Raw genomic sequence first — 21046 nt, 5'->3', positions numbered from 1 at the left:
CCCGCTTTTTTATGGATTTTCTACCTTTTGAACGGCATTATTCGTGATGATCCGATTGCTGAAGGCATTGACCGTTTCGATTTGAATGGTGTCATCGCCATCTAATTGGAAAGCAATAAACCATGCAGGAATATACACGTTTTTTTCCCTAACCTTCAAAATCATCGTATAGGCTAATTCCGTCCAGAGAATTTTCGAGTGACTTGGCAGCTTGTTGTTCAGATAAAGCGTATTTACTGCTTCTTTTTCTGAATAGACCGTCATCTTTTCCCTTAGAGGCGTAATATTGGAGATATGTGTTTGCGTATAACGGGCAATCTGCAGTAGATCATCCGTTTGTTCTAAGGTGATATCGATCCGACTTGAGCTGTCATTGAAAGGAATGCCTTCATACGACTGGACCGCCACCACCGTCGGATGATTGGCGTTCAAGACAGAGAGGTTTTCCAAATAGTCATATTCATCCCCAAACAGGACTTGGTCTTTACGTTGCAAGAAACCATTGACGGTTTCTTCCGTTTGAGAATCATCACTGATATAAAAGCCATTGGTTGAGACATGGATCAACTGCTGCCCTTTGACCGTCGACCCTCTTTTGAACTGAGTATTGAGTTGCGGATTTCGTAGTTCTGCCTCAAAATCCGTCTGTTCACCGCTCAAATAATAGCCACTCAAGACCTCGTCTGATAATTCACCAGAATACCGAATGTCCTCAGAATCGAGTCGTTGTTCGATAGGAATCGTTTGGTTTGATTGTGAAACCATCTGATGCTCGCTGCGAGCCTCACTATAAACATTGAATAAAAAGACATTCAGACCAAGAAAAGCGAGGAAAAAAATCCATTCGATTCGTTTAAAATCCAATTAATTCTCCTCCGTTTCTGCTAATTTTGTCATTAATGCATCATAGCTAATCCAAGACGAGTCATAATTGACATACCAAGCAGGTGTCAAATCAACCAGTGGTGCATCTTTGATCTCCCCCCATTGATAGCCGACGATGATCTGTTGCAACAGCTCTGGGTCAGCCCCTGCCGCAATCAAATCATTTTTGACTGACAAACTAGAAGGCAATTCAATCTCCGTTTCAGAAGGAATCGGCACTTGAATTGCGTTCAAGCTGGCAGAAATCGTCATTTCACGACTGCCGGTCTGACCACTTTCTGAAAAAGCGACACTGATCACCCCTTGGCCGCCAGTACTAAAGACTGGATAGCCTTCGACGAAAACCCGATAATCCAAGTGTTTGTCTTGTTGATCAAAATAGCGGATCGTCCCAAAGTTATTGCCTAGACGAATAATGTAATCCGCACTCAACATTGCCAGATCCATTTCATCGGAACCGTCTGTGGTGGTTTCAAACTTGACTTGCTGCTGATCTTGCAAGACCGTCATGTTTTGCCCACCTTCATAATAGTAGGTATCGACACTTTCGTCATTGATCTTGACATTTTTAGGATTGCTGAAAAAGGCTTCTCGGAACAAACTCTGAGACTGTGTCGAAGAATAGTAGCTGTATTTTTTTAGCTTGATCGAATCCTGCGTATAGTATTGATTGCTGGATCGTTCTTGATCAGTCCTCATTGCCGTCCATTCCCGAGGATTGTCTGCTAGTAAGTGTTTTACTTGGCTTTTATCCCAGTCGATCTTGCCTCGAACTACTCGTTGATGGGTAAAGTCAACAAATTGGATCGTATTTTCTTCGAGATCAAACTGGATGCGAGAAAACGGAAAATCCTCTGTTTCACTTTCGTCCTCTAAGGACAGTTCTTTATCAAAGGTTTTCTCGTAATCTTTCAAGTAAAACGTCGTATAGTAGTTTAAGGATATTCCTTGATCGACCTCTTGGGCTTTCGAAAAAGCCTGTTCTTCACCATAGGTTCGCAGGGTCAAATCACTGATCGTTGCCTCGTTGATCACCTCTTGGATCTCTCGAATCACCGCTTCAGAGTTGGTTTCTTTGATATCCTCTTCGTCATTCCATGTCAGATATAGGGGCAAAAACAAATCACTTTTTTGTTTGTAGGTTTGAACCGAAGGATTGACGCCAGTATCTGTTTCGGTGCTGGCATTGTTGAACCCGGTCGGATTTAGCCAAATCATATAGGAGAAATAAAAACTCAAGGCGATCATCACGATCAAACCTGCTCGAATGATTTTTTCTGAGATTCTCATACCCACCAATCCTCCTCATACGGTTCATAAGGCAACATGATGTAAAATGTTGACCCGCGATTTTCTCGACTTTCCGCCCAAATCGCACCGCCATGAGCTTTGATGACTTCACGTGAGATCGCCAACCCTAAGCCGGTGCCTCCTTGTTGGCGGGCTCGAGCTTTATCGACTCGATAAAAACGATCAAAGATCTTCGTGAGATCTTTTTTCGGAATTCCTAGTCCTTGGTCATTGATGCTAAGGACGATGTTATTATGAGTCTCCATCAATTTCACCGTAATAATCCCACCATCTGGCGAATATTTGATGGCATTATTCATGATGTTGTCGATCACTTGGATCATTTTGTCCGTATCGACTTCCACCCACAATTCTCGTTTGGTGAACTCCCGACGAATCAAATATTTTTTGCTTTCATTCGTCACCATCATGTCAAAACGATCCAACACGAAATTAACCATTTCATTGAAATTGATGTATTCCAACTGCAGTTGCGAATTGCCGCTATCCATCCGCGACAGACTCAACAGGTCATTGATCATGCGAATCATTCGATCCGTTTCATCCAAAGTCACTTTCAAAAAGTTCGGCGCAATTTCTGGATCTTTCCAAGCACCCTCACTCAGCGCTTCGATGTAACTACGCATACTCGTTAGAGGTGTTCGCAACTCATGGGAAACGTTGGAGACAAATTCTCGCCGTTCCTGCTCATTTTTTTCTTGTTCCGTGACATCGTGCATTACCGCAACTAGACCGGAAATGAACCCGGACTCTCGACGGATCATGGAGAAATCAATGCGCAAGATCAGATTTGTTCCCGTCAAATCATTGCTAGGACGTTCCAAAAGCATGTCTTCAGGATTTTCCAAAAGCTTTCGTAACGTGTATTCTTCATCGATTTCCAATAACGTCAAAATCGACTGCCCGATCGCTTCTTCGTTTGTGACATTCAACAAGGACATCGCCATCTCATTGATGGTAATGACTTTGCCTCGTCGGTCGGTGGCAACAACGCCGTCTGTCATGTGGGATAAGACACTATCCAAGCGATTTCGCTCGGACTCCATCGCCTCTTGAGTCTCTTCGATTCGTTCTCCTAGTTGATTGAAGGTTTCCGCCAATTGTCCCAATTCATCTTTCCCATGAATCGCGACCTTGCGGCTATAATCTCCTTTAGCGATGCGAATCGCTTGTTCCCGCATCTCTCCAATTGGTTGGGTAATCGAACGAGAGACCAATAGTGCCACAATGATCGAAATCACTGCCGCTATCAGCGAGGCGGTAACAAAAATGACCGCCGTCGTACTGACTTCATTGTACTTTGACTCTAGATTGCTCCGTAAATAAAGGGTTCCTAAAACGGTATCCCCTGTCGGTGATTGGATCGACTGGACGATATTGAACACCCGCTGACCGCTGGATTCATCATAAAGGACTTCACTGCGGTTCGTATCGTAATCACGGTAATCATTTTTTTCTCCCACCGAGCCACGATCATTGATATTGGTGGTTGCACGAATAATCCCTTGCTCATCCACCACCCGCATCTCCAAAATTTCTGAAGAGTTGGTACTCGTTAAGATTCGATTCAGGGAAGCATTCATGGAATCCCAATCCAACCCGTCATCATTATCCATGCGACTCAATTCAGAGCCTAATGTCACCACTAACGTGCTGGCCCGTGCCTCCATGTCGCGTTTGAAGGCATCGACCGTTGTTCTTTCCAATTCGCGAATAAAATACGCCCCGATAATCTGGATCGCAATCAATAAGATCAAGATAAAAGTCAGGGCGATTTTGAAGTTCACCGATTGAAAAAAGCGAACCTTATTTTTCATAGCTTATTCCTGTTCTGGGTTCCGCAAGTAATAGCCCACTCCGCGACGAGTAACCAAATAGTTTGGATGGCTCGGGCTGTCTTCGATTTTTTCACGCAAACGGCGCACCGTCACGTCAACGGTTCGAACATCACCAAAGTAGTCATAGCCCCAGACAGTTTGCAATAAATGTTCTCGGGTCATCACTTGACCAAGATGTTTTGCCAAGTAGTGCATCAATTCAAACTCCCGGTGCGTCAATTCGATGGCTGCACCATTTTTAGTGACCATGTAGGCATCCGGATGAATTGTTAAATCACCAATCGTTAATTCGCTGTTGGCATTGTCGTCTGCTTCCTTCGCAGCTGCCGAGCCGCGACGCAGATTGGCTTTGACGCGGGCCACCAATTCCCGGTTTGAAAATGGTTTGGTTACATAATCGTCCGCACCAAGCTCAAGGCCTAGTACTTTATCGATTTCAGAATCTTTGGCTGTGACCATGATGATCGGCATGTCATGGGTTTTGCGCACTTCCCGTGCAACTTCCAATCCATCCATTTTTGGTAGCATCAAATCAAGCAAAATCAGATCAGGATCGACCTCGGCTACTTTTTCTAATGCCTCTTCTCCATCATAGGCGGTATATACTTCATATCCTTCTTTGGTTAAATTAAATTTGACGATATCAGAAATTGGTTTCTCATCGTCCACTACTAGGATCTTTTTCAAAAATGTCACCTCAATTTTTTTGGTTTCTTACTTATTATACATTATTTAAACAGGCTTTTCATCTTTCCCAAAAACCGCCGCCTCATTCTTAAGGAAAGCACAAAAAAAGAAAGGCACGGGGCCTTTCTTTTTTACTCTTCTAAGAGTTGAATACCGATCCCTAACAACCCAGGACCCGTATGGACAACTAACGCGGGAGAGATTTGCCCAAACAAGATTTCTTTGACCTTAGGAAATTCGGCTTCTAATCTTGCTTTCATCTCTTTGGCTTCTTGTAGTGCATCACCTTGGGCCACGGCTAAACGCACATGGCGATGGTCACCGATGAATTGCTTGATCAAGTCAACGGTTTTATCCAAGCTTTTCTTCCGTCCACGAGATTTTGCGACCGTATAGTAGATCCCTTCTTCATTACAAGAGATAATTGGATTCAATTTCAAAGCATTACCTAAGATGGATGCAACCAGACCGATCCGGCCGCCTTTTTGTAAATACTCTAAGGTAGCTACGTTGAAAAAGACTTTGTTTTTCGGTACTTCATTCGTTAATTGTGCCCGCAATTCTTCCCAAGTCACGCCTTTTTCTAACAGTTCTGCCGCACGAATCGCTTGCAGCCCTGCACCGATCCCAATATTTTTCGTATCAAGTACAAAAACCTCAAGATCCGTCCGTTGTTCACCTAACAGTCGAACGACATTAAACGTTCCGCTCAATCCGCTGGAGATGGTTACGGCAAGGACTTTTTCATACCCATCGGCTTTGATCCGATCAAAGATTTCCCCGATCGCCGCGCCATCAGGTAATGAAGTACTAGGAATCTCTTGCGGCAAACGTTCGTAAATTTCTTCGGCAGTAATATCAACTTTATCGGTATAGGTCCGATCCTTGTAGATTATTTGCAATGGCAGCATATACATGCCGTATTGCTCCATGATCTGTGCGGGAACATCGGTACCTGAATCAACTAATAGGGCAATTTTCTCTTTATTCATGGGCTTCTCCTTTATGTGTTTCTAAATAAATGACTTCTAATTCGATGGTTTTTTCTGCCAACAATTTATTAGCAAAGGAACGCGTTGCACCTTTCATGGCCACTAATTCAATCGGGATTGGTTCCGATGCCATTTGCTCGGGCTCTCCCATTGCTTCTTTGCCAACAAGATGAATTGCTTTTTCTTGTTCTTCACAAAATACATTATAGGCATTTCTGATTCCGACAGCTTTCCCTTGAAAAAGGATGCCTGTCTTTATTTCTGGAATTGTCAACACTTGCTTCAGCATCGTGATCGCGATCAAAAATGCGAGATGCTTTTGGTTGTAACGTTTTTTTTCTGGTGCGGGGATCATCCCTTTTTTGACATAATTATTGACCATAGAAGAGGTCAATAGCGGATGTTTTTCTGTTTGGATCACAGGTGATAAATATTGGTCAATCAAAGTGATTACCTGATCCATATACAGTTCCAGGGTTGGCAACTCTTCCCACCTAGGCAGATGGAATTCCAGCAGCGATTCACCCCATGTTTTCATGTTCGATTGTAATTTTTCCATGTCATCCTCCATTTTGACTAACAGAAGGTTAGATTATCACAAACTAATCATCTAGTTTCGATAACTAGATACATTTTATCACGGTTTTCTGAGTTTTTAAAGCAATCTGATCAATCTTTTAAGAATTTCCTATCATTTGAAATTGGGGAACGAATGGTGTTTTTTTAAGATAACCCCTGTTTTCCAACTGGAAAAAGCGCACATTTTTTTCAAAAGAATGATTGATTTTTAAACACCGGAGTGCTAAGATAATGAAGTACTTTTGGTACGGGCCGTTAGCTCAGTTGGTAGAGCAGCTGACTCTTAATCAGCGGGTCGCGGGTTCGAGCCCCTCACGGCCCATTGGGTGCCAAACCCACGGAACAGGTAAATGTTGGTGCGAAAGCATTTCGAAAACATTTATGCTGTTCCATTTTTTTGTTTATAATTATCACCTTACGAATAAAGGATTTTTTTGATAAGAAGATTTCTTATTCGAAGAGGTCTGTGTAAAACTTCAAAAACTTTTGAGCGATGAAGAAGGCATCTCAATACGATTCTCTCCCTTACTCAAACGATGACTCATTTACCGATCACGAAACGAGTATTCTACAGATTTAAATCATTTGAGAACATGAGAATTAGAATCATTTTGATCAATCAATTAATCAAAGTAAGCTAACAAAAAATCTGAGCCAGAATGCTATTCATTCTGACCCAGATTTGATTTTGTACGACTCATCAGTCCTTGTTGACAAAGAGTCGAAATAGTTTAGCATATTATATCCCACGTTCATAGTGTGACCAAACAGAGAGAATCGTGATCGTTTTACTCTCTTCTTCCACGCTGTAACCAACCTGTGTTTGATATTGAGACGTCTTGAACAGTAAGGTAATCCTGGTAATTTTTCGTAAGGCGGCGGTGTTTGAAAAGGATTTTCCTTAATGACTTTGATCAGTTCATCAAACTTACTAGTTAGATTGATACTCTTCAATTTAGACAAATCTTTGCGAGCATTCTTTTTGATCTTTACATTCTATCCCAATCAATTTCACCTAAGTCTTCACTTTCTTCATTCTCAAAGTGTTTGATCCGATCAAGTACACCCACATTTTGTAAGTTGAGCGTTTCTTGTAAGGAGTTCCAATCGCTCTTACTAATCATGATGGCGCTTTCTTCCTCTTTTGTACTCGCAATTTCTACAGGTTGACTGTCAGCCACAACATGCTTAATGATTCCATAAAGGTTTTTTCTTGCATTCGTTGGTGTAATTACTTCCATGTTTTCTCCTCCTTCTATTTAAAAATCTTAAGCATATTATAACGTACGTAAATAAAGAGGAAGAACATATTTAATTTTTCTTACAAGTCTTCAAGTCTTTTAGTAATCGTTTTTTGTGCCGTAATTTGTGGTTTCGATTGCTCAAATTGGTTACTGTTTGCCGTCCTATTTACCAAATGGGCGGTTTCTTGTATTGATTCTTGGTCTTTAACAGCTGCCATAGTCATTTTGTCTTCAGCGGCTTGCTTTTTGATCCGTTTATTAATCGAAGAATGCAACAAGAAAAGAAATTGCCAATCACTGTTTTGCTTCTAGTATGACTGTCCTTTGTGTCCTGCACAGTAATAAGACTAAATGTATTGAAAAGGAGTAAAAACATTTTGATGCTACTTCATTTATTCTTTTGCTCAATCACTACTTCATCTTCATTTATCGGTTCTTCGAATCCTGAAAAAAACCGTTGAAGGATTTCTTCTGTAATAGGAAAAGCGGAATTTGCAGTCTGGACTTTATTTCTGATCGCTAATCGTTTTCGTAAAGTATCATAATCAGCTTTTAGATAGATTACTTTAATCGTCACATCATATGCTGCCAGTAGTTCTCTATAAGCGTCTCGGTGACTTTTAGCCCAAAAACTAGAATCGACAACTACGTTTTTTCCTTCTTGAACAGCCCTTACTGTAAGCTCTTTCAATTTAACTGAAGATAATGACGAAACTTTTGCATATTTTTCCGAAGGGTAATCAACACCATAAACGCCATAGTCTTCCCAAATTAATTCATCTATTGCTAATCTTACATAACCTTCTTGCTCTTTTTGTTTTGAGTAAGTGGTTTTGCCTGCACCACTAACGCCACACATCAAAAGTACCTCAACCATTATTCTCCTCCTACCTTTTCTGATCAATAAACAAAGAGAACGAAAAAACCTTATTTGTAATCAACGCTCGTGTTTTAGACCACTGTTCGCCACCCACATCTGATGATACAATGATAACATTGTTTTTATGAACAACAAGCAGATTGGGAAACAATCGCAAGAAAAATAGTAAGTAAAACCATATATTAGAGAATAGAAGCGTTAGCCACTTAAGCTAACGGATAAATCAAATTTTTGTCCATTTCCACTCTACTATAAAAAAATTATTTTCTACAAAAAATAGGAACGAAAGCCAAAATACGAAAGAAACATCATGGCTAAAACTTATGTATGTAATGGTATCTTTATTTCTATTATTCCAATTTTAAAATAAAATAAGCCACCACTCCAAACTATGATAGAAAAACAAGAATAGACTCTTGAATAGAACTTGAATGCAAAACTACCTCCAAAATAAACGCAAGAGTCTATCTGTATAGATAAAGATCTTTATGTGCAAGTTCTTTTGCACCAATAAAGATCCTTAGAATCAAACAAATCAGAATGTTTTCAAATCAAATGTGATAGTGTCATTGTTCTTTAAAATCAACGCTTGTGCCCCTTTATCGGTCATTTCGTCATTGACGGTATAGACCCAAAATAGATTGGCTTTTTGATCTTGGCTGATGCCGTTGATCGAGGTGATAAAGCCATCTTTTTCTTTGATCGTAAAGTTTTCTTTCATTACTTCCAGCAGCGACTCATTTTCTCGGAACGTTACTTCTTTTGAGGTCACATCTTCTTGATTTTGGATGACGATCGTAGCTGTTCCTTGTTCTTGCTTCAAGGAACTTTGCTGCGTGCTTTCTGACGTTACACTTGCCTGTTGACATCCTGTAGCGACGAGTAATGTGCTCACTAGCATAAATACGACAAATACTTTTTTCATCTATTTCTTCCTCTCCAATAGTCAAAATACTAATCGTTTTTCTATCCAATATGCGGATAAGAGTTATTTTATCAATCCCGTTTTTTCTTAGAGCCCGCATTTTAATTGGATTTTACAGTTTGTGCAGGTACTACAGCCGCCGATTTCCTCAATGGTTCCTTCATGGCAGATGGGGCAGATTTCACCAGAGACGACGGGTTCATCTACTTGAACGACAGGCAGCGGTTCAACTTGTGCGGTCAGCTCATTTTCTACCGCTTCTAAGGTAAGTACTTGTGAATCTCGGCTGCCATCTACATAGACGGTCCCTCCTTTGGCTCCTCCTTCATAAAGATCTCGATAAACCTTGGCTACTTGGCTTACTGTATATCCTTTTGGTGCATTGACCGTTTTTGAAATGGAGCTATCCACCCAACGTTGAATGGTGCATTGCACACCGACATGTTCTTCGGGCGTCAACTCCATAGCGGAAATGAACCATGCCGGCAACTGCGCTTTGGTTCTTTCAGGATGATCCATCAGGTATTCGTCAACGATCTCCGCATTGATTTCAATAAACTTACCTAGTCGACCGCTTCTAAAATAAGAAAAGGAGTAGTAAGGTTCTAAACCGGTTGAAACTCCCGTCATCGTGCCTGTCGATCCTGTTGGTGCAACGGTCAAAAGATGAGAGTTACGAATGCCGAATCGCAGCACGCCTTCGTGGATGTGCGCTGGCATTTTTTTCATGTATCCTGTATCGACAAATTTCTTCCGCAACGCTTGCGTCTCTTGGTCATTTTTTCCAATCAGGAAGGGAAAGCTGCCTTTTTCTTTCGCCAATTCAATGGATGCCTCATAGGCAGTGACTGCCATTGCCTCGAAAATTTGATCAACGAATTGATTCCCTTCTGCCGATCCGTATTTTTTCCCACAGTAGATCAATAAATCTGCCAAGCCCATGATCCCTAATCCAACACGTCTTTCCCCTTTCGCCTGCTGCTCATTTTTGTCAAAAAAGTAAGGCGTTGCGTCAATAACATTGTCTTGGAAACGAACTGCTGTTTTCACGGTTTCTTTTAGTTTGGCAAAATCAACGGTGCCTTTCTGGCGATCCGCCATGTTTGCGAGATTGATGGCTGCCAAGTTACAGACGGCATAAGGGGTTAGGGGCTGTTCACCGCACGGATTGGTTGCCACGACTTTTTGTCCGTATGCTGTAGCATTCGTCATCTTGTTGGCATTATCGATAAAGAAAATACCAGGCTCAGCAGAATACGTTGCACAAAAAGTAATCAACTCCCATAACTCACGAGCTTTGATCCTTTGATAGGTTTTGACTTTATGACCAGCTGCTGCCCATTCTCGCACATCCCCGACTTCCGCCCATTTTGCATCATATTGCGCCATCTCTGCTTCTGAATAATTGTCAATATCTGGAAAGCGCAGCTCATACCACCCATCTGTCTTCACTGCTTCCATGAATTCTCCTGTCAAGCAGACTGAAATATTCGCACCAGTTAAGAAATCACTTTCTTTTACCGTATAGCTGCCACCTATTCGCAATTTTTCTTTTGCCTTTTGGATCATGTCATTATGTTCCTTATCTGACGATTCAGGCAGTTGCGCTAGATAAGTGAACATTCTTTCTTCCATTTTTGTCAAAGGATCAAATTGCAGTTTTTCATTGATCAGTTGTTTGATTGCTGCATTCGTGACTGTTTTTTTCAGGTGAAGCAATACAGCAGGATTTTGAACTTTAGAAAGAATAAACGTAAAAATATCTGGATGCCAATCTGCCATCATAATCATCTGCGCTCCGCGACGACTACCTCCTTGTTCGACAAGGTTCGTCAAGTTCGCCAAATCATTCAACCAAGAAACTGCCCCAGAAGACCGACCGCTGACGCCGTGGACCACACTTGATTTTGGTCGCAAGGTCGACCCATTGGTTCCAACCCCACCACCACGACTCATGATTTCCATGACTTCTTGTCGATGGACAGCAATCCCTTTTCGGGAATCATGGATGAAAGGCATCACAAAGCAACTGAAGTAGGTAACTTGAGAATTTGTTCCTGCTCCATAAAGTACTCTGCCTGCGGGAATTAGGTTTTGCGCCACGATTTGTTGGTAAAACGTCTCAAGGAAGCGCTCCTGGTCATGGGACTCGTTGGCAGAAATCCCTTTGGCAACACGATGCGCCACTTGCTCAAAAAAGAGTTCTAACGGTTTTTCAATGTCACTTTTTCTTCTTTTCACAAGTCCACTGGCTTGTTCATCAGTATCTTCTAACGCTGAACGATAGGCCTCTTCCACTTCGATAGAGACTAGTTCCCCATCGATTGCTTTCACAATACCGATTCCTCGTGCAGGATATTTAGGATCAGCTTTCGTTGTCAAAATCACCAAATCATCCTTACCCAACGTTTGATGGGTTTGATCCTTGAATGAGTAACGATCCAACATAATCAAACGAGCGATTCCCTCAAATGTTTTGGTCATTTCCGGTGTGATCGCCGAAACTTCTTGGAACAACTTGATATCCTCGTTCAATTTCTCAATCGTTTGTTTTTTGTAGTCCATTTCTTTCCCTCTCCTTCTAAAAACACAACATATTGTGCTCCGTTTTTATTATCGTACTATATGATGTGTATTTCAATCTTGAATTATATTATTTTCCATGTATAATGAGAATGATTATCAATTAGAAAGTCGGCGATTTTCATGCTTCCTCCCCAATCCAAGGTATTCTCCGTTCAAAGAATTTCTCATTTAGCACTGCTCACCGCAGCGTGTATCGTTGGACGGTTGGTTTTTGTCTTTATCCCTAACGTTCAGCCTATGAGTGCCCTTTTATTTTTAGTGGCTTTTTCTTACTGCTTAACCGATGCGTTGATGATTGCCTTGCTAAGTTTGCTCGGAACAAATATCTATTTAGGCATGGGTCCCTGGACGATCAGTCAATTGGCTGCACTTACCGGCACCATCGTTCTTTTTCAACAGCTTGGAAAAATCCCGATCATCAAGAAAAATCGTATCCTGCAAGCTTTCTTTGCCTTTCTTTGCGGACTTCTTTATGGCTTGATCGTTTCGTTGATGGAGGTTTGGCTTTATCAGTTTCCTTCGTTTCTTGCCTATTACCTTCAAGGACTACTGTTCGATTTCTTTCATGCCAGTGGAAACTTCGTCTTTTATTTGCTTTTATGGCCAGTATTTGAGCGAATAACACCCAACTCCTATAAATTGAAGAAAAAAAACCAGTGATTTCGATGGAATGAAGAATCCGGCTAACTTTGTTTTCGTGTTTCTTTGAAAGAATGTTAGCGTAAAGTTATTGTTAGAAAAACAAAAAAACTATGGCTACTCTTCTGTTTCCTTTGCTTAAAAATCTATCCAAAAAGTAACAGCTAAAAGCCTTTCGAAAGGGTTTCTTTCATCTTTATGCGTCCATTCATTTAAATGAAACGTTCTCTATTTCATCCACGCCCTTGACCGAATGTAGTAGCATTTCTTTCAGATTATTAATGAATGATGATGTTTACTTTTTCTATCATCAGAAATTTATTATTTTTTTTAAATAACAATTTAATTTTTCTTGACCAAAAGAATTCAGAGGTTTATCCTAACTATGGAAAATCAATGACTGGATAAAAAAGAGCAGCTGAAATTTTTTTATTCAATTTGACCTTTGACATTTGTGAAAAAGTGCATAAGAAACTTGATAGTGATCAAGCGCTTATGGAAAGAAATTTTTTTCTCACTAAATTTCAAAAAACGCTCTATTTTAACCAGTCAGAAAAATCATTTTAAGAAGGAGAAAGCGATGAATGAGAAACAATTACGCTGGTATAATATTGCGCTGATGGCGTTCGTCTCTGTTTGGGGACTGGGAAATGTTGTAAACAATTACGCTCAACAAGGATTGACTGTTGTTGTTTCGTGGCTATTAATTATGGCTCTTTATTTTGTACCCTATGCATTAAGTGTTGGTCAGTTAGGATCGACCTTCAAAGAGTCAAGTGGTGGGGTCTCCTCATGGATCAAAGAAACCTCAACAAAGCGGTTGGCTTTTTTTGCTGCTTGGACTTATTGGGTCGTTCACGTGCCCTACTTGGCACAAAAACCCCAAGGAATCTTAGTATCCTTGAGTTGGTTATTTAAAGGAAATGGTACATTTGTATCGACGATGGGTTCCATGGAAGTCTCGTTGATTTGTTTAGCTATTTTTCTATTCTTTTTATGGATTGCCTCTAAAGGATTGACGACCTTAAAAATGATTGGGAACATCGCGGGAACAGCCATGTTCGTGATGTCGATTCTTTTTATTCTTTTAGCAGTCACCGCTCCAGCAATGACTGGTGCTGAAATTGCTACACCAAACATGTCATCTGTTTCAACCTATATCCCTAAATTTGACTTTACCTATTTAACCACGATCTCGATGCTGGTATTTGCGGTAGGCGGCTGTGAAAAAATCTCGCCTTACGTAAATAACACAAAAAATCCTGCAAAAGAATTTCCAAAAGGCATGATCTTTTTAGCCGGTATGGTGGCGTTATGTGCCTTGCTCGGCTCGATTGCTATGGGGATGCTTTTTGATGCCAACCATATTCCAGAAGATTTGATGGTTAACGGCGCTTATGAAGCCTTTCAACGACTTGGAAACTTCTACGGAATCGGCAACTTCTTTGTCATTCTTTATTCCATCGCCAATGCGTTGGCGCAAATCTCTGCTTTGGCCTTTTCAATTGATGCCCCATTGAAAATATTACTGTCTGATGCTGATTCAGAATTTGTACCAAATGGCTTAGCAAAACTAAACAAAAAAGGAACACCAGTAAATGGATATATTATGACTGGTATCCTGGTAAGCATTTTGATCATTATTCCAGCACTAGGAATCGGCAATATGACCGAACTGTACCGTTGGTTGCTGAACTTGAATTCAGTTGTCATGCCACTGCGTTACTTATGGGTCTTCTTAGCCTTTATGCTAGTCAACAAACACGCCAATCGCTTTACTTCCGATTATAAATTCGTGAAAAACACCAAAGTTGGCTTTGGGATTGGCTTATGGTGCTTCTTGTTCACGGCCTTTGCCTGCATTTTAGGGATGGTTCCTAAGCTTGATTATGCGGCAGATCCGCAAGCTTGGTTCTTCCAATTGGCCTTAAATATCATTACGCCGATCGCCTTTCTTTTGATTGGCTTGATCTTGCCAATCATTGCGAAACGTGTAAATAAAAAATAATCATTTGCTCAAAAAAAAGGTGTCCGACAACTATTTCGGTTGTCGGGCACCTCTTTCTTTGTAAATGAACTTCTCCGCCGCGTGCGGTATTTGATCCATCCTCTTGCCGAAGCGTTCATTCCTCTTTGTTGTACTCTTTGTTGTCCTTTTTGATTCCATACTTGATCCACTGCACCTTATAGCGGAAATCTTTGATCAGCTCTTTTGCGGTCCATTCATTCGAAATAAAATCTGTCAGACTATCCATCACGACCGCCATAATAAAGTAAAGGAAACTGACGGCTTCTTGCGTATCATGGATCGTGAAGCGATTTTCTTCCAACAGCTCCAACCATTGGCGAATCATGGGCGAATCGTCAGGGATCGCATCGCGCTTCGTCCAGGCATTGCTTTGGGTACATAAGTGGATCATTTTCCAATGATCATCTTCAGGTGACCATTGACTGCACCAAGCCAAGTATTCTTCGATCCCTTTGAAAAAATCATTTTTGTTGCGATTGATAAACGTAAAAATCGCAGAATGAATTTGGTTGGAATAGTTGGTGATCGCATAGTCATAGGCATCTTCTAAGTTTTGAAAGTACTTGTAAAACGCCCCTCTAGAAATGTGCGATTTTTCGACGATGGCAGAGACCTTGACTTGACTGATATGCTTGCTAAAAAATTCTTCTAAAAGCACGGCATCGATTTTTTCTTTTTTCTCTTGTTTTAAATGAAAAAATGTTGTACTTGGCAAGGGATTCTCCTCCATCATTCGCAATCTACTCCCTCTATTATAAACAAATCCCTCTACTTTTCCACTCAGACTTGTGCAGTTTCTCTTGATGGGGCGTTTTGTTCGATCAGATTGCCATCTTCCATTCGGAAAATGCGATCACTCCATTGGATCATTCGCTCGTCGTGGGTGACCATAACTGTCGCTTTCTTTTTCTCATGCGCTTCTTTCACTAATAACTTCACGACTTCATACGCATGATCGGTGTCTAAGCTGGCAGTTGGTTCATCCGCTAAAATCAAGCTTGGGTCATTAAACAAGGCCCTGCCGATCGCTACTCGTTGACGTTCCCCACCAGATAAATCGCGGGGAAACTTGTCTTGAAGATCGAGAATATCTAATGAAGCAAGCAATTCATCAATCCGTTCCTTTTCCTTGGCTTTTCCTGAAACTTTGTCGACCAAATAAAATTGTTCCTTTACTGTTAGAAAAGGGATCAAATTCGAGCTTTGCAAGATAAACCCAATCTCTTTAAAACGCAACTTCCCTCGTTGCTTTTCATTTAATTGGGAAAAGTTGACCTGGTTGATGATGATCTCTCCGGCTGTTGGACTTTGTAAGCCGCCAGCGATGGTCAAAAAGGTACTTTTTCCTGAACCAGAAGGACCGATGATACTGACAAACTCCCCTTCTTGAACGTGAAAATTCAGTCCTTTTAGTGCCGTTACTTCGGTATGCTGCTTGCCAAATTTTTTTATAATATCCTTCATTACTAAAATGTCTTTCATCTTTGTTACCCTCCTATTGCCGTTATTGGATCGACTTTTGTGACCGTCCGAATGGAGAATAAGCCGCCTAGAACTGCCACGAGAATCAAGATGCCGCTATAAAGCAGCCATTGCTTTAATTCAAAGAAAAATGGCATGGCATCTGGTAAAAACAAGCTGGTGCCGTATGCCGCCGCAAAGGCTAGGGCTACCCCGATCACTCCTACCATAAATGCTTGCGCAATAATTGATTTGGCAATGAAGCTGGTCCGAATCCCTTGGGCTTTCATCACACCAAAAATCGCTGTTTTTTGTAGGGTGATCACATACATGAAAATCCCCACGATTGCCGTTGCAACAACAAACAAGAAGTAGATCATGGCATTTAAGGTCAAGTTTTGGGCAGAAAATCCGGGAAGCTTTTCAATAAAGTCTTCCGTTGCCAACACTTTGAGCTGGGTTCCTTCTTGGTTATCGACTTTAGGATCACTTGATTTGGTCACAATGATATTGATTGGCTGCTCCTTGTCAGATGCAAATGGTTGATTAGCAAACTTCATTTTCGTCCAAGTATCGAGGGAAGTATAAATCACTGGTGACACCGTATAAGACGTTTCTGGGGTGATCCCAACGACTTTGAAGGTTTCATCTGAGCGTCCGATTTTCACTTGATCCCCGACCTTGATACCTTCTTCTGCTAAGTTTTCTGAAATCGTGATCTCATTTTCTTTTGAAAACAGCTTGCCCTCTAAGACTTCTGGTAACAAGAACGCATCGTCTTGTGTACCAAAAACAGTCACATTGACTTGTTCATCGTTGACCGTAATGACACTGCTGTATAAACCAATTGGGGCTTTTTGTGTCCCTTCTACACGGTCTAAATCCCCTCTCGTCAATTGCGAAGCCGCAAATGTGTCATTCGCATCTTCTGATAAAACGATCGCGGATGAATCCCAGTCGACGATGGCCTTTTTAAAATCCCAGTTAAGTCCGGTAGCTAAGCCAGACAATATAAAAACAACATAGGCGATCAAAAACATGATTCCTACGATCAACCCATATCTTAATTTTGAATAACGCATTTCTTTTATAGCCAGAAACATTGTTCTTTCCTCCTACTTTCCAAATATTGACAAAGTGTCACTTTTTGAAGAATACCACATAAGGTGACACTTTGTCACTTTTTACAACTCGGAAAGTTTGTAAGGTTGATCGATCATTCTTTTTCTGTCATTCACTGAGGATGTTTTTTCCTAAAGGAGTGTGAATAAAGAGAGTTGAATACTGGGCGTTTCGCGTAAAATACGCCATTTCCTTTTAACATTCTTTGCTAGATGAAAAAAAGCATGGCAGACCGTAAATAGTCGAACCATGCTTTGGCAAAAACGAACACGAGGATTTCATTATTGGTGTTCTAGAGATCAGCTGACTTTGCTTTGTCCAATTGTGGAAATTACTGCTCGTAACTGATGACACGAAGTATCAAACTGCCGTTTTTCCTCAGGTGTAAGCGTCAATTCAATAATTTCGCGGACGCCGTTTTGGTCCACGACTGCAGGAACCCCTGTGAATAAATCGTTGATGCCATATTCCCCATTAAGGTAGGAAGATACCGGCAGAATCGCTTGCTCATCATTTAAGATCGCTCGAACGATTCTTGCGACACTCATCCCTATCCCGTAAAAAGTTGCTTGTTTTCGATCGATGATTTCATAGGCAGCATTTTTTACTCGTTCAGAAAGAACCGCTAGATCGGCAACGGTCAAACGATCCTTTTGCTTGATCAATTCTACGATCGGTTTCCCACCGATCGTTGTATGGGACCAGACAGCGACTTCCGAGTCACCGTGTTCCCCAATGATGTACCCATGAATATTCCGTGGATCGATGGCTAATTTTGCCGCCACTTCTTTTCGAAGTCTTGTGGTATCGAGGGTCGTTCCCGTACCAACGACCCGATTGGCTGGCAACCCGGACACACGCCATGCTTGATAAGTTAAGACATCGACTGGGTTTGAAGCGATAACAAGCACGCCATCAAAGCCTGAAGCCATCACTTGTTTTGTGACGCTTGCCATAATTTCGGCGTTCACATCAATCAATTCAAGCCGTGTTTGTCCTGGCTTTTGGTTGACCCCTGCGGTAATAACCACGATGTCAGCATCTTTACATTCCGAGTACTCTCCAGCCCAAACTTTGATGTTTTCTTGCCCCCATGACATACCGTCTAACAAATCGAGGGCTTCTCCTTCTGCTTTGTCACGATTGACATCGATCAAGACTAACTCATTGATCAGTCCTTGATTGATCATGGAATACGCAATGCTCGTTCCAACGAAACCTGTTCCGACAACGACAACTTTTCTGCTTGTACTTTTCATGTGCGATCCCTTCCTTTTCTTTTCAAATACTTGTGCTATTGTTTTGCGTATATTACGTATTTTCTCAAAAAATGTATGTTCTCTTGTGTACTCTTGTGTTTCCTTAATAACTATGACCGGCAATCAGCGCTTTGGCTTGCTGATACAAATGAATTGCATATTTTCCTAACACATAGCAGACGACAATCACGGCAAAGCTTGTTTCAATAATCGTTAAGGCTTGTAGAAACCCAAATATCAGTGGGTGATTCGCAAAAAACTGCGCTGATTTGAACATAGCAGTCGCTGAAATCACAAGAGGAAACGTAAATGCCGCATAGCTTGGGTAAAAGCCGACTGCCAGCATGTTTTTCATATAAGCGACGACACAAAAATAAATCGTTTGTGACAATAACAGCATAAAGGCGACAAACCAAGCAGAGCCTTGTTCAAATACGGAAAGGTAACCTGCTAAGCAAAGAGAACCTGGTGCTGTTAAAATCGTGATCAAAGGAACTGCCGCACGTTCCGTCAGCTTCTGATGGACGATTCGTTTTAAAATAATCGGCAAAAGCGCAAAATACAATACCAATGCGATCCAGACGATCACTTCCCCCAGCTCTTTAAAAAAGACAGCAGAAGTATTGGGAATGACGCCAATACCGACGAAGGTAATAAACCAGCTCGGATAAATGTATTCCAGCGAAAGGTCGACAGGCAAAATATGCACGACAACAAAATAGATCATTAAAGCAAAATGTAAGCCGATAGCCCCCCACCAGAGCAGATCATTCATCACTGCATCGGGAATGACCCGTTCAAAAACAGTGGAAATCACCATCAGCGCCATCGTAAAGGTCGGCGCCACAGAAGCAACGATTGGGTTTTGCAACTCTGACATCGTGTGCTTAAATGTAAAGCATACTTTCAGAAGGAAGAGCCCCATGATGAAAATACCAAGGGTGCAAAACGCATTTCCAACCGTCTCCATTCCTTCTGAATACAATAAATTCCCCAATGACACAGTGCCTAAAATCAAGCCACAAATCGGGATTGGCAATGAATGTAAAAAATGCTGGATCGATGTTTTCATCAACTCATCCTTTCTAAACGTATGAAAATTTCAACTAAATTTGCTTTCTTTTTTCTCTACACTTATACTATAATCACCTGATAACTATTTGTAAAATTATACTTTTAAATACTAATTATAAATATTATTAATAATAAAGGAGTCCCCAAAATGATTGAATTGCTCAAAACCTTCATTGTTGTTTATGAAACGAGAAACTTTAGTCTTGCCGCCAAACAACTCTATAAAACTCAACCAACGATTTCCTTGCAAATCCAACGCTTAGAGGCCGAACTTGGCTTCAAACTTTTTGAACGTAAAGGAAAACAATTGATTTTACCCACCAGCCAAGCGGAGTTTTTGTATCCTCGTGTGGTCGAGTCTCTCCGCTCATTGTCCACTATTTTTTCGCAAGCCAAAGACACCAAAAATTTTAAAACAGAGTGTGTGCTCGCTTGTTCGAATACGACCGCCGTCTACTTACTGCCCAGCATCATGGCGCAGCTGATTGAAGAATTTCCAACGTTTGCCTTTGAAATCAAAATCATGAATTCTCAAGAAGTAATCGATGCCGTCGAATCAAACAAAGCCCATATTGGGCTGATAGAAAAATCAATCGTTTCGCCATTGATCCAAAAAGAATTCGTTTATCGCGATGAATTGGTGTTAGCAGGCAACCTCGCTTCTGATTTTTGGGTCTTGCGGGAAAACGACTCGGGGATGTACTACATTAACGAAACCTATCTGTACGCACAGCACTTGCATCCGCAAATCATCAAAGCCAATAACAGCGAAGTGATTTTGTCCCTACTAAAACAAAACATCGGCAAATCGATCATCTCGAAACTTTCATTACCAGAAGAGTTGCCTTGGCAGGAACTTGATCCAGAGTACCGCTATCGTGATCTTTTTATCATTCAGAATCGTCAGCGTGCGACGCCGGAGACCGGAGAGATTTATGAGGAGATTAAACGGCTGTTGTTGGAAAGGAATAGAGCTGCTGGTACTGGTGAATCGAGAAGATAACAAAATATCCTTTATACTGATTCTTAAGAAAATTTCTCAGAATCAGTATAAAGGATTTCTATCAGACAACTTCGATTTTTTGCAAAAAAACAAAATACATTTATGCGACGTTAAATACTAAAGAATATCTCGTTTCCATACTTAAATCATACCCACATAGTTCTTTAAAATAGCTTTGATAGTCATTTTCAATGATACGGATAATTTCTTCGCTTGGTAGTTCTTCAAATTTAATCAATTCAACTAATAGGTTTAATTTTGCATCAATTCCCAAAATTCTTGGCAGCACACTCCAAAAATTTTCTTTTGAGATTTCATCAGTTAGTTGGTTTAAACGCCGCAACAAATCAATTAAATAGTCTTTCAAATCTTTTTCTTTTCTTGATGCATTCCTAAATTCTTTTTGATAATAGCTGCTATATTCTTCTTTCATTGTGAATAGCATGATTCATAAGGTCCTCTCTATGTGATTATTTCTTTCTAATGCGTTCCAAAAAATAGTGAACATTTTTTGGAAGCTAATAAAATACAT

19 protein-coding genes, 1 tRNA gene and 1 pseudogene are annotated in these 21046 nt (G+C 40.9%); 5 read left to right on the top strand and 16 right to left on the bottom strand.

Going from position 1 to position 21046, the window contains the following annotated elements:
* Positions 1-9 precede the first annotated feature (9 nt).
* The 6 genes from CXM95_RS04085 to CXM95_RS04060 all read right to left on the bottom strand — a co-directional run bounded on the left by CXM95_RS04085 (position 10) and on the right by CXM95_RS04060 (position 6272).
* Positions 10-864 carry a two-component system regulatory protein YycI gene (locus CXM95_RS04085; protein ID WP_005237391.1) on the bottom strand — a complete coding sequence of 285 codons (855 nt, stop codon included), beginning with the start codon at positions 862-864 and terminating at the stop codon, positions 10-12.
* On the bottom strand, positions 865-2175 hold the full coding sequence (locus tag CXM95_RS04080) for a YycH family regulatory protein (RefSeq protein WP_086372670.1): 1311 nt from the start codon (positions 2173-2175) through the stop codon (positions 865-867).
* Complete coding sequence (walK, locus tag CXM95_RS04075) at positions 2172-4013, bottom strand: cell wall metabolism sensor histidine kinase WalK (protein WP_008377228.1); 1842 nt, start codon at positions 4011-4013, stop codon at positions 2172-2174. Before walK ends, CXM95_RS04080 begins: the two co-directional genes overlap by 4 nt.
* A 3-nt stretch (positions 4014-4016) precedes the next feature.
* Positions 4017-4721: a response regulator YycF gene (gene yycF / locus CXM95_RS04070; protein WP_010747607.1), complete on the bottom strand. Its 705-nt coding sequence runs from the start codon at positions 4719-4721 to the stop codon at positions 4017-4019.
* 131 nt (positions 4722-4852) lie between these two features.
* Positions 4853-5713: a DegV family protein gene (locus CXM95_RS04065; protein WP_005237394.1), complete on the bottom strand. Its 861-nt coding sequence runs from the start codon at positions 5711-5713 to the stop codon at positions 4853-4855.
* Positions 5706-6272, bottom strand: a complete 567-nt coding sequence (locus tag CXM95_RS04060) for a DUF1836 domain-containing protein (RefSeq protein ID WP_086299705.1) — start codon at positions 6270-6272, stop codon at positions 5706-5708. Before CXM95_RS04060 ends, CXM95_RS04065 begins: the two co-directional genes overlap by 8 nt.
* 269 nt (positions 6273-6541) lie before the next feature.
* Between CXM95_RS04060 and CXM95_RS04055 the strand changes: the two genes are divergently transcribed.
* Together CXM95_RS04055 and CXM95_RS19170 are read left to right on the top strand one after the other, a co-directional pair.
* Positions 6542-6614: transfer RNA gene (locus tag CXM95_RS04055), tRNA-Lys, on the top strand.
* Between the two features lie 149 nt (positions 6615-6763).
* A pseudogene (locus tag CXM95_RS19170) lies at positions 6764-6933 on the top strand (ISL3 family transposase); the annotation flags it as partial.
* Between the two features lie 348 nt (positions 6934-7281).
* Here CXM95_RS19170 and CXM95_RS04045 read toward each other — a convergent pair.
* From CXM95_RS04045 to CXM95_RS04025, 4 genes are all read right to left on the bottom strand, one after another.
* On the bottom strand, positions 7282-7533 hold the full coding sequence (locus tag CXM95_RS04045; protein WP_101698860.1) for a type II toxin-antitoxin system Phd/YefM family antitoxin: 252 nt from the start codon (positions 7531-7533) through the stop codon (positions 7282-7284).
* Positions 7534-7924: 391 nt separating this feature from the next.
* The gene (locus CXM95_RS04035; RefSeq protein ID WP_005237399.1) at positions 7925-8413 is read right to left on the bottom strand and encodes an AAA family ATPase; all 489 of its coding nucleotides are present in this window, start codon (positions 8411-8413) and stop codon (positions 7925-7927) included.
* 538 nt (positions 8414-8951) lie between these two features.
* Complete coding sequence (locus CXM95_RS04030; protein ID WP_086299167.1) at positions 8952-9341, bottom strand: DUF4430 domain-containing protein; 390 nt, start codon at positions 9339-9341, stop codon at positions 8952-8954.
* Between the two features lie 87 nt (positions 9342-9428).
* Positions 9429-11906: a vitamin B12-dependent ribonucleotide reductase gene (locus CXM95_RS04025; protein ID WP_101698859.1), complete on the bottom strand. Its 2478-nt coding sequence runs from the start codon at positions 11904-11906 to the stop codon at positions 9429-9431.
* A 141-nt stretch (positions 11907-12047) separates the two neighbouring features.
* Between CXM95_RS04025 and CXM95_RS04020 the strand changes: the two genes are divergently transcribed.
* Both CXM95_RS04020 and CXM95_RS04015 read left to right on the top strand, forming a co-directional pair.
* Complete coding sequence (locus CXM95_RS04020; RefSeq protein ID WP_086299165.1) at positions 12048-12587, top strand: hypothetical protein; 540 nt, start codon at positions 12048-12050, stop codon at positions 12585-12587.
* A gap of 559 nt (positions 12588-13146) precedes the next feature.
* Positions 13147-14574, top strand: a complete 1428-nt coding sequence (locus CXM95_RS04015; protein WP_005225272.1) for an APC family permease — start codon at positions 13147-13149, stop codon at positions 14572-14574.
* Positions 14575-14689: 115 nt separating this feature from the next.
* Here the strand turns inward: CXM95_RS04015 and CXM95_RS04010 are convergent, their stop codons facing one another.
* From CXM95_RS04010 to CXM95_RS03990, 5 genes are all read right to left on the bottom strand, one after another.
* Positions 14690-15328 (bottom strand): TetR family transcriptional regulator, encoded by a 639-nt coding sequence (locus tag CXM95_RS04010; protein ID WP_016613761.1) that lies wholly within the window; start codon positions 15326-15328, stop codon positions 14690-14692.
* Positions 15329-15375: 47 nt separating this feature from the next.
* Positions 15376-16077, bottom strand: coding sequence for an ABC transporter ATP-binding protein (locus tag CXM95_RS04005; protein WP_008377215.1), 702 nt, complete (start codon positions 16075-16077; stop codon positions 15376-15378).
* 5 nt (positions 16078-16082) lie between these two features.
* Positions 16083-17159 (bottom strand): ABC transporter permease, encoded by a 1077-nt coding sequence (locus CXM95_RS04000; RefSeq protein WP_005237408.1) that lies wholly within the window; start codon positions 17157-17159, stop codon positions 16083-16085.
* A gap of 318 nt (positions 17160-17477) precedes the next feature.
* On the bottom strand, positions 17478-18437 hold the full coding sequence (locus CXM95_RS03995) for an L-lactate dehydrogenase (protein ID WP_034878749.1): 960 nt from the start codon (positions 18435-18437) through the stop codon (positions 17478-17480).
* 103 nt (positions 18438-18540) lie between these two features.
* Positions 18541-19509 carry a TDT family transporter gene (locus CXM95_RS03990; protein WP_042890594.1) on the bottom strand — a complete coding sequence of 323 codons (969 nt, stop codon included), beginning with the start codon at positions 19507-19509 and terminating at the stop codon, positions 18541-18543.
* Between the two features lie 150 nt (positions 19510-19659).
* On the opposite strand from CXM95_RS03990, the gene CXM95_RS03985 reads away from it, so the two are divergent.
* Complete coding sequence (locus CXM95_RS03985; RefSeq protein ID WP_008377207.1) at positions 19660-20514, top strand: LysR family transcriptional regulator; 855 nt, start codon at positions 19660-19662, stop codon at positions 20512-20514.
* Positions 20515-20614: 100 nt separating this feature from the next.
* Here CXM95_RS03985 and CXM95_RS03980 read toward each other — a convergent pair whose 3' ends face one another.
* A complete protein-coding gene (locus CXM95_RS03980; protein WP_005237412.1) occupies positions 20615-20959 on the bottom strand; it encodes a DUF7006 family protein in 345 nt (114 codons plus the stop codon).
* Positions 20960-21046 lie beyond the last annotated feature (87 nt).

This window comes from Enterococcus sp. CR-Ec1 (genome assembly GCF_002850555.1).
In the GTDB taxonomy this organism is placed as follows: domain Bacteria; phylum Bacillota; class Bacilli; order Lactobacillales; family Enterococcaceae; genus Enterococcus_D; species Enterococcus_D entomosocium.
This window is presented reverse-complemented; position numbering and strand designations above follow the sequence as displayed.